5 protein-coding genes and 4 pseudogenes are annotated in these 9,325 nt (G+C 64.1%); 5 read left to right on the top strand and 4 right to left on the bottom strand.

Features of this window, described 5'->3' with window-relative positions; all coding sequences use genetic code 11:
* Nucleotides 1-616: 616 nt before the first annotated feature.
* Nucleotides 617-996, top strand: a pseudogene (locus AB0M18_RS36080) (transposase family protein).
* Nucleotides 997-1,565: 569 nt separating this feature from the next.
* Here AB0M18_RS36080 and AB0M18_RS36085 read toward each other — a convergent pair.
* Nucleotides 1,566-1,991: a hypothetical protein gene (locus AB0M18_RS36085; protein WP_365765586.1), complete on the bottom strand. Its 426-nt coding sequence runs from the start codon at nucleotides 1,989-1,991 to the stop codon at nucleotides 1,566-1,568.
* Between the two features lie 1,199 nt (nucleotides 1,992-3,190).
* Entirely contained in the window at nucleotides 3,191-3,391 is a 201-nt protein-coding gene (locus tag AB0M18_RS36090; RefSeq protein ID WP_365765588.1) for a hypothetical protein, read from the bottom strand.
* A 342-nt stretch (nucleotides 3,392-3,733) separates the two neighbouring features.
* Between AB0M18_RS36090 and AB0M18_RS36095 the strand changes: the two genes are divergently transcribed.
* A complete protein-coding gene (locus tag AB0M18_RS36095; protein WP_365765590.1) occupies nucleotides 3,734-4,018 on the top strand; it encodes a hypothetical protein in 285 nt (94 codons plus the stop codon).
* A 34-nt stretch (nucleotides 4,019-4,052) separates the two neighbouring features.
* Here AB0M18_RS36095 and AB0M18_RS36100 read toward each other — a convergent pair whose 3' ends face one another.
* Entirely contained in the window at nucleotides 4,053-4,259 is a 207-nt protein-coding gene (locus tag AB0M18_RS36100; RefSeq protein WP_365765592.1) for a transposase, read from the bottom strand.
* A gap of 62 nt (nucleotides 4,260-4,321) precedes the next feature.
* Between AB0M18_RS36100 and AB0M18_RS36105 the strand changes: the two are divergent.
* Nucleotides 4,322-4,597 (top strand): annotated as a pseudogene (locus AB0M18_RS36105) (IS630 family transposase); the annotation flags it as partial.
* 84 nt (nucleotides 4,598-4,681) lie between these two features.
* Here the strand turns inward: AB0M18_RS36105 and AB0M18_RS36110 are convergent.
* The gene (locus tag AB0M18_RS36110) at nucleotides 4,682-5,251 is read right to left on the bottom strand and encodes a hypothetical protein (RefSeq protein WP_365765594.1); all 570 of its coding nucleotides are present in this window, start codon (nucleotides 5,249-5,251) and stop codon (nucleotides 4,682-4,684) included.
* A 1,851-nt stretch (nucleotides 5,252-7,102) separates the two neighbouring features.
* On the opposite strand from AB0M18_RS36110, the pseudogene AB0M18_RS36115 reads away from it, so the two are divergent.
* Nucleotides 7,103-7,396 (top strand): annotated as a pseudogene (locus tag AB0M18_RS36115) (transposase); the annotation flags it as partial.
* Between the two features lie 275 nt (nucleotides 7,397-7,671).
* Nucleotides 7,672-7,920: pseudogene (locus AB0M18_RS36120) on the top strand (DUF4158 domain-containing protein); the annotation flags it as partial.
* Nucleotides 7,921-9,325: the final 1,405 nt, after the last annotated feature.

The raw sequence follows: 9,325 nt of genomic DNA on the forward strand, positions 1-9,325 counted from the left end.
GTGACGACGGAAGCACGCAGAAAGGCCGGGCGTCCTGGGATGAGACAGGAACAACTCTCCTCCCGCCCCACCCATCACCCCACCCGACCCAAAGGTCCCAACCACACCAACAACCTCACCATCACCACAATCCCGCGACCTGAGAATCAGCTGATACGCAGGCAGTCCAGGCGAAAACGACCTCAGAGAGGTCGTTTTCGCCTGCATTCTTCATCTATGGGGTGGTTCGTGAGGTATAGAGGGGTGAGGCTGCTGGGGCTGTTGCTGTTTGCCGGGCGGGTGAGGTCGCGGATGGGGCGGACAGCGAGGTGATCCTTTCTCATCCCCGGATGTCTGGTCTTTATGGTGGCGTGCTTCCACTGCCGCTGCCGTGCGCCTGGGCGCATATGGTTCGCGGCGGTAGGCCGAAAGCATGGCGAAGCGACGTCCGTATCCGAGTGATCTGTCCGATGCGCGCTAGGAGTTGATCGAGCAACAGCTCTTCCTGGCCGCCGACCGGGCGGAGGAGCCGGTAGTTCGCGGCGCGCATCGACGCCGCGAGCGCCGAGCTGTCCATCGACCCTTTGCGGGTCTTCGCCGATCCGGCTGTCGGGGCCCGCTATGCGCTGAGCACGGCGTGAATGCCCAGGTCGTCACCGATCCCACCGGTGAGGTCCTGTGGATCTCACCCGCGCTGCCGGGCCGCACCCACGACCTGACCGCAGCCCGCACCCACCGCATCATCCGGATCTGCGAGCGTCAGGGCATCCCGATCCTCGCCGACCGCGCCTACCAGGGTGCCGGCTCCTGGGTCACCACCGGACTCAAGCGGCCACCGGGCGGAGAACTCACCCTCACCAGCGCACCGTCAACCGGGCCTTGGCCGCGGCGAGGGCACCGGTCGAACGCGGCATGGCACAGCTGAAGTCCTGGCAGATCTTCCGCAGATCCCGCGTCAGCCCCAACCGCATGACCGTCATCACCAAAGCCGTCCTCACCCTGGAGAGGCCACGCTGAAAACGCTCAGTGGCCGCTCTGAAAATGCTCAGTTCCTGCAGCGCCACGTCGTTCGATCCGGTCCGCGCGTCGCCTTGTGAATCCGCCAGCAGAGCGAGCAGCCGAGCCTCGGGTCCGTCCGGCCCGGGCGTCCTGGAGGAAGCGCAGGGAGAACTCGGTGTGGTCGGCATACGCTGCTGTGGGCTTCCGCTTGGCGGCCGGTAGCCCATACGTCCACTCGCGGTCCAGAGCGGGTTGCGGCGTCGTTGCCTGCCGGGGCGGCGACGACGAAACAGGGCAACGGAACGCGCGACAGTCATATCGCCGGACCCCTACCGGCGGCCCGTGCCGCTGGTCTTCAGCGGGTCGACTGACTTCTGGCAACTCCGCCCTTCTTCACCTGCCGTCGGCCAATGTGGCAGCGCTCGTACGGGCCAAGGGCGGGATCGCTTCACAAAGTTCCTGGCCCGTACGGCGTACTTCATGTCATGTCCTGAATTGATACTCGCTGGTCGCACATCTCGTAGCAAGGTGACCGACATCACCTCATCCGAACGCCCCGAGCACCACTCAAACCTGACAACGTCCTTCTACAGATTTGCGTTGGGAACGTCCTCTGCACGGCAGACGTAGGTCAGCTCAATAGTGGCTGTCTCCGGACCGGGGAACTGGCTGCGCCAGCTGTATTCCTTGCTGATCGAATTGGGGAAAGTGCGAAGAATTGTCGCTGCTCCGGTATCCACGGCAGGGTCGCTCGCCTTGTCTTCGTACGCCACCACAGTCGGGTGTGAAGTAGGGCAGTGCCCCCCGAGATTCGCCGTTCCGCCCATCTGAACAACCCCCTTCTTGACCACGCCTACGATCAGACGTCCGGATCCCGCAGGAGCTTCCGAGCAGTGATAGGTGGCTTTGAACGTTATCTGGTCGCCTTCATGGTTTTCCTGTTCATGCGCCCAGGAAACGCTGCCGTCAGAATTTGTAATGATCGGGTGGATCGTGAGCTGGTCTTGCGTCACTGAGGTATCGAATTCAATATCCCATAGGTATGGAGTCGGAGACGGGCAATGGTACGCAACATTCGCCCTGTAAGGGAGCTGATTGAGAGTCGTGTACGTGCTCGTGAAATACCTGTCCGCCCAGGAGCAGGTGAACGTAACGGTTACCGTTCCGTAGGTGTTGCTATTGTTTATGAGGTGGATGCGGAACCCGTTGTTCTTGTTCCCATAACTGTCGCTCACAAAGTACTCGAATGCCGCCGACACATTAGGACTGGACCAGATTTGCGGGACGTTGTCTATTCGCATCCCACTACTGGGGCAGTAGAAGTACCCGGGGCCGAGAGTGTTTGGATATACCGTTCTCGTCTGTTGCTCAGTAGTCGCGGACGACGCATTCGAAGTCGGCGGTTCACTCAGACTTGACGCGGCGGCGGACGGTGCTAGCGTCGCCAGGATTCCCATCATCAGAGAAAGCGCGAGCAGCGCTTTCTTGATTGGAGTGGCGCGAATCACAGATGATCTCCAGGAAGTTTCAGCTATTCACATTGATCAAGGCCGATGGCGCTAGATTTCTCCCCGTGGTGACGACGGGCGGACTTTTGGAAATTCACCGTGCCGCGAGTCCGCCGTGTCGACGCTATTGAGCGGGACTCCGGGGCCTGGTCCGGGACCCTACCGCCTGTCCGACGAAGATTTCCATAAATCGAATTAAGCAATCAATACTCAACCCGACTTATCGACAGTCTGGTGTCAGGGCCTGCGAGGGACGCTTCGCGTTGGCCGGTCGCACGGGATGGTCTTCGGGTGACGAGGTCACGTTGTCGGGGGTGCGATCGTCTGAGGGCAGGAAGAGACCGTCGGACGGCCTGTTGATCATGCCGTGGCGAGCGGGCCGGCGGCGCTGGTGACCTGGTTCCAGAGGGTGAAGCGGATGGTCATCTGGAGGCGTGGAGACCGGAGGCGGGACGTGATGCCGCTGACGACGGACAGGCGCCGCTGGCGCTCCGGAAGGGACCTTCGTCGCAATGTTCACGCTGCCTGGTCGGCTGGTGGGAGTTCTCAGCCCAGGGTCTTTGCGTGATCGTCTTCTGTCCTGGTTCGTCTGGTGAGGCCGAGGGCTGTCGTGGGCGGTATGGCGCAGGGCGGTGGCGATGTTGGTGCGGCCGTCCTGGCGGTGGGCGCAGGTGGCGGGGTTGCGCAGGCTGGGCATGGTCCGGTCAGGGCCTGGTACGGATCTTGGAGTCGTCCTCGCGGAAGGTCCGGCCCCGGACGTGGTGCAGCAGGTTCTCGATGTGCCGGTGGTTCCTGATCCAGGTGGCGAGTCGCTCGCCGGTGGCCTTGCCGGGCTTGAGGCTGGCGATCAGGCGGATGCGCTCGATGGTGAACTTGCCGGTGTCCAGCTCGCGGCGCCAGCGCACGACTTACGACGTGGTGTACGACAGCAAGAGCTGATCAGGCCGTGACGTGAGAAGAGCCGTACGGGTTGGTGTTGTTGTGAGGCAATACCTGGCCCGTACGGCTCTGTCGCATCGTATCTGTACCGACATCTCGCGGAATCAACTCAGAAAGATCATCACTGTGTTGGCGGGACCGTGGATGGCGCGGGAGAACGCCCGGCTGCGTGAACGTCGAGGTCATGAGCGCCTGAGGGCCGAGGGCGGAGGCCCGGACCACATCCTGGTTTTCACCGATCGGGTGATCGCCACCCTGGCGCCCTGCGGTTCCAGCTCCCACACGCGGCTCTGGCCGTCTTCTACGGCGTGGACCGCTCCACGATCACCCGTGCCGTGCATGAGATCCGGCCGCTGCTCGCGGCCCGCGGGTTCGCCGTCCCCGGCCCGCCTGAGCTGCGGCTTCGCACTCTGGCTGATGTCTTCGCATACGCGGCAGCCGAGGTCGTGGAACTGCGGATCGACCGACCGAAGTTCAGGTGCGCCGGCCGAAGGCGAACTTCGCCCAGACGTCGGGCCCTCGTCTCCGGCAAGCGCAAGTGCCCGGCGCCGGATCTCGCGCTCGGGTTCCCATTCCTTCTCGGCCTTGCGTAGTCGGCCGTTCGCCGGCCGCAGCCGGGTCGGTTCCTCATCCCGGCTCCCGGCCGCCGACCCTCCGCTGCGGCTGTCGGCTCTTGCCGGCCTCGTAGGCCTGGCGCACCCAACTGCGCGGTGTCTCGCCGGTCACCCCGACGTCCGTCGCGACCGCGGCATACGTGCGCTTCCCACCCGCGGCCCGGTACAGCGCGACGGCATCGTTCCTGAACTCCGCCGGATACGGAGACCTTCGTCCCACCACCCCTTCCTCGGATCCACAGATCCATTGTCAGAGTGTCCACACCACCAGGGTCGCCTCAGGTCGTCCGCCGCACCGGGAACCGGCTCTCAGTGAACGCGATGTCCGTGATCAGCACCAAGGGGCGGATGCACCTCATGGTCTTCACCGAGTCCCTCGACGCGAAGATCATGTGCCTCTTCCTGAACCGGCTCGTCGGGCATTTCGGGTGTAAGGCCCACCTGGTCGTCGACCGGCACTTTCCCACATAACCGGGTCAGGAACCAAGCCGAACTCGCCGCCGAATCCCGCAGGTTCCACTACACCGCCGACAACACCAGTCCCACATCGTGCGCTGATACTTCGGCAGCCGGCACGTCCGCTATGCGCTCGGCGAGTGACCCAATGATTTTCTAATCAATAGGAGATTGCGCAACGAATACTCATGGCCCTATCTCTATGCGTAAGCTTCCATGCTCAATCAAGGGAAAGGCCAACAACCGCAGTGTGTCCGGCGCACTGAAGTCCGGCCCATCCATGTCTTCTTGGCCGAAGAGTGTGAACAGGTACTTCGGGTCGTACGCGTAGGCCCTCAAGGTGTTCGGTAAGAAGCCGAAGCCCCGGTCTGCCAAGTGATCCAGGAACAGGCAGGCCGACCCCACCGGCCCATCTTCGTCATCGATGAGTTGCACTCGGCGAACGATCCCGTCCTGACGCTCCTGAGGTACCCGTACCCAGCCTCCCCGGCCGCCACTCGAACGGCTCAACAAGGACGGCGAGCTCACCGAAACGCAGTCGGAACAGCCCTCACCCGAAGGAGTCCAGATAAGGACATGCTCGGCCGCTACAGCTTCACCGCCCCGTTCCTGGCCGGCGGGAGCCTGCGACCGCTGCGGGATCCGGACAGAGCAGAGCTCGATGAGGTTGACGGCGGCGAGCAGGAATAACAGCGGACCGGCACCGGGCAGAGACGGCCACTGCCCGAGCCGGCGATCGGAGCGCAGTGTGGGCATCGAAGGAGCGTCCCGGATGATAGATATGCAAGGCGTGGCCGACGACTTGCGAATCGGACATCTTGAAGCGCCACTCAGCCTGCGGCGCCATCCAATCAATATGGAACTCCCGTGCACCAGCCCGGTCATGAGTCACTGATCCCTAATGCTGCTTGTCGAGCGGCACAATTCCTCATTGGCAGCCGAGTCGTCTTGTGGCGCCAGGCGGCCAATCACTGGAAGGCGCGAGCGAAAGAGCCTCTTGAACCGCACCCAGCACCCCTGGGGGGGAGAACCATACGAACAGCTCGCCCTGTCTCGTTGTACAACGCAAAGGGAGCCTTTTCTGGCAGGCAATATAGTGATGCGGAATCTATCCAGACGGAGGAATTTGATGAATAGTCGGACGGGTAAGTCGCTACTGTGTATCGGCGCCGCCACGGCGATGCTCACACTCTCATCAGGGCAGGTGTCGTGGGCAGACTCCCCGACTCAGCTGAAGGTGCGTGAGTGGGGCCCCTTTTACGGTGGGCCTGGTGCCGCATTTGCGGACGGGACACCTTCGGTTTTTCAAACCACCTTCTCGTGTAGCGGACGCTCCGGATCTGATGGCACCAAACTTCCTAACATCGACGTACTCAAGATCTTGCGCGGGCAAAGGGACACTCTAAACTCCGACAGCCTTAGGCATGAAGTCATCTTTGGCGTCAATTCCGATCAGAGCACAAAGGTGACCGTCAGGGTGACGAATACCTCACGAATAGCCCCACCAATGTCAGCATTCTACTTCTCCTGCACTGATCAGGTCAGGACGGATGTAGATAATAGAGTCGAAATTAGGCAGAGCTGGAACCTGCCTCCGGGGCTTACGGTTCCCGCCGTGCGCGACTGTCCCGCCGGATATGGGAATTACGTGAGTCAGGCGCAGAGCTGGGTGACGGGTTCACTTCTCAGATGGCTTCCCGGAACATCTGTGGACCATGTGAATGGAAGGGATAGAGTGACCGATAATTTCCGGAACGACGGAAATGACCCTGGTCAGGTAGATTCAACCATTACGTGTCGAAAAGATCTGAATCCTAGTTGATGAAAGCGCGTGCGCTCTCTTCACTTTATGGCGTCGGGTGGACTCCGGTTTCTACGGCTCCGCGGGGGATTGCCGAGGCAGGTCGTTGTTGCTGGTCAGCTGGGGGTCGGCAGAACTTGCAGTTGTTCGAGCGCGCGGTGATCAGCTTGGTTTGTCGTCGTGATCTTGTCGGGTGCCTGGTCACAGGGGTGTGACGACTTGAGGGGCCGCGACGAACGCAACAAAGCTCCGGTTGAAGACGGATGACCTCACCAGGTCACCGTTCTCAACCGGAGCTTCGATGTGCCGTCAGTCTGCCACCGTCTGCTTGATCAAGCCGTCGCGTCAGCCTCGTGAGCTGTCATCGCTCATGGAACGTCTGGCCGTGCTGCCCGATCCGCGCCGCCGCGGGGTGCGTCACCCGCTCGTGGCGGTGCTGCTGATCGCGGCGTGCGAGTTCTCTCTTTCGGCGCCGGCTTGCAGTGCCGCTTTCGGCCCTCACGCATCGCGGGACGGTCCCAGTCGGCAGGCTTGTCCTGCGCGGGCGGCGGCGGATGCAGCAGGGCCTGGACGGTCGCCAGGTTCTCGACGACGCCACCGCCTCGTTACGGTCCATTCCTCGAAGGCATGGCCTGGGGGTGTCACCGGGCCTGTGGGGTGCCGTCGGAGACGCTGATGGGAGACCCGGCCACCGCCCGGTCCGGTGCAATGCCGGGCAGTTCGCGGGCGGCAGGTCTGCATAACGTGGATGCGCGAGCACGGTGCCACCGCCGAGGCCGGCAGGAGCAACCACCGGGAGGGGCGCGGTGTTAGACATCGATGGCGTGGGCGTCTTCCTCGCGATGGACGTCGGCAAGACCGCTCGCCACGGTCACGGGCTCACGCCGGCCGGGAAGAAGGTCTTCGACAAGCCGATGCCCAACAGCGAACCGAAGCTGCGGGCCGTGTTCGACAGGCTCAAGGCCAAGTTCGGCACGGTCCTGGTGATCGTGGACCAGCCCGCCTCGATCGGTGCTCTGCAGCTGACCGTGGCCCGCGACGCGGGCTGCGAGGTCGCCTACCTGCCCGGACTCGCGATGCGGCGGATCGCCGATCTGTATCGGCCCCCGGTGTCCTAGCTCAGACACCAGCCGCAAAGTCGGTCGCGGGTAGCCGGACAGGCCCCGTTTCCCTGTCCTGGGCGCCGTCGTTGGGCTGATCGAGTGATCGAGGCCAAAGGGGTGGGCGTGCGGCAAGAGTGGTCGCCAGAGGAGCTGTTGGCGAACTGGACGCTGGTAGACGGCGACTGGGACCTGGTGGCGAACAAGAGCGGGGCGACCGGCTCGACTTCAGCCTGTTGCTGAAGTTCTTCGAGCTGGAAGGCCGGTTCCCCGATGTGCTGGAAGAGGTCCCGCCGGCCGCGTTGGAGTGCGTCGCCACTCTGGCGAACGTCCCGGCCACCGACTTCGCGAAGTACACGCTGGTCGGCCGGACTGTCGAGTACCACCGCAAGCAGATCCGCGAGGCCCTGGGGTTCCGGCCGTCGACGGTCGCGGACGAGAAGGCACTGGCTGAGTGGCTGGCCGTGGAGGTCTGTCCGGTCGACCTGGTGGAGGACCGGCGGCGCGAGGCCCTGCTGGTCGAGTGCCGGTCCCGGAAGATCGAGCTGCCCGGCCGGACCCGGGTCGAAAAGGTACTCGTCGCGGCGCGGGCCAAATGGGAGAAGACGTTCTGCGCCCGCACGATCGGCCGCCTGGGCGAGGCGGGCACGGCCCGGCTGCTGTCCTTGGTGGACGAGGACAACGAGGCGGGGACCGCCCTGCTGGCCGCGCTCAAGCGCGACCCCGGCGCCGTGGGGCTGGATTCCCTGCTCACGGAGATCACCAAGCTCAACGACGTGCGCAAGCTCGGCCTGCCCGACGGGCTGTTCGCGGACTGCTCGGAGAAGCTGGTGGCCGCCTGGCGGGCACGGGCGATCAAGATGTACCCCTCGGACTTCCGCGACACGGCGGAGGACGTGCGGATCACCCTGCTCGCGGCGCTGTGCTCGTCCCGCCAGGCGGAGATCACCGACGCACTGGTCGACCTGCTGGTCGCCCTGGTCCACAAGATCAACGCCCGCGCCGAGCGGCGGGTGGAGAAGCAGCTCACCGCCGAGCTGAAGAAGGTCCGCGGCAAGGAGGGCATCCTCTTCAAGCTGGCGACGGCCGCCGTCGATAAGCCCGACGAGGTTGTACGCCGGGCCCTGTTCCCGGTGGTGGGTGAGAAGACGCTGCGCGACCTGGTGGCCGAGGCGAAGGCGAGCGAGAAGGTCTTCAAGGCCAAGGTCCGCACCACGCTGCGCTCCTCGTACAGCTCGTACTACCGGCAGATGCTGCCGCCGCTGCTGAACACGCTGGGCTTCAAGTGCAACAACACCGCCTACCGGCCGGTGATGAACGCGATGAAGCTTCTGAAGAAGTACGCCGACGTCGACGGCAAGACCCGCTTCTACGACGCCGACGACGCAGTGCCCATGGACGGCGTGGTGCGCAAGGACTGGCGCGAGGCGGTTGTCGACGACAAGGGCAAGATCGAGCGCATCCCGTACGAGCTGTGCGTCCTGGTCGCGCTGCGGGACGCGATCCGCCGCCGGGAGATCTACGTCGAGGGCGCCGCCCGCTGGCGCAACCCGGAGGACGACCTGCCCGGCGACTTCGAAGCCACCCGCGCCGTGCACTACGCCGCGATCCGCCAGCCGCTGAACCCGAGGGCGTTCATCGCGGATCTGACGAAGCGCATGACCGCGGGCCTGGACCGGTTGAGTGCCGCCTTGGCGGACGGCAGCGCGGGCGGGGCGAAGATCACCACCCGCAAGGGCGAGCGAGCCGTGGATCACCGTGTCGAAGCTGGAGCCGCTGGCCGAGCCCACCGGCCTGACGGCCCTCAAGGACGAGGTCGCACGCCGCTGGGGCGTGCCGTCGGCGACATCGACCGCCCAGACCACGTCTTCGCCAAGGGCCAGCACGTCCGCGAGCAGGGCCAGCAGTTCCGGCTCGTCGTTCAGCACA

This window comes from Streptomyces sp. NPDC051909 (assembly GCF_040681095.1).
In the GTDB taxonomy this organism is placed as follows: domain Bacteria; phylum Actinomycetota; class Actinomycetes; order Streptomycetales; family Streptomycetaceae; genus Streptomyces.

Coding starts and splice junctions, on each gene's coding strand:
- AB0M18_RS36110 (WP_365765594.1), bottom strand. CDS start 5,251: ATGCCCACACTGCGCTCCGATCGCCGGCTCGGGCAGTGGCCGTCTCTG.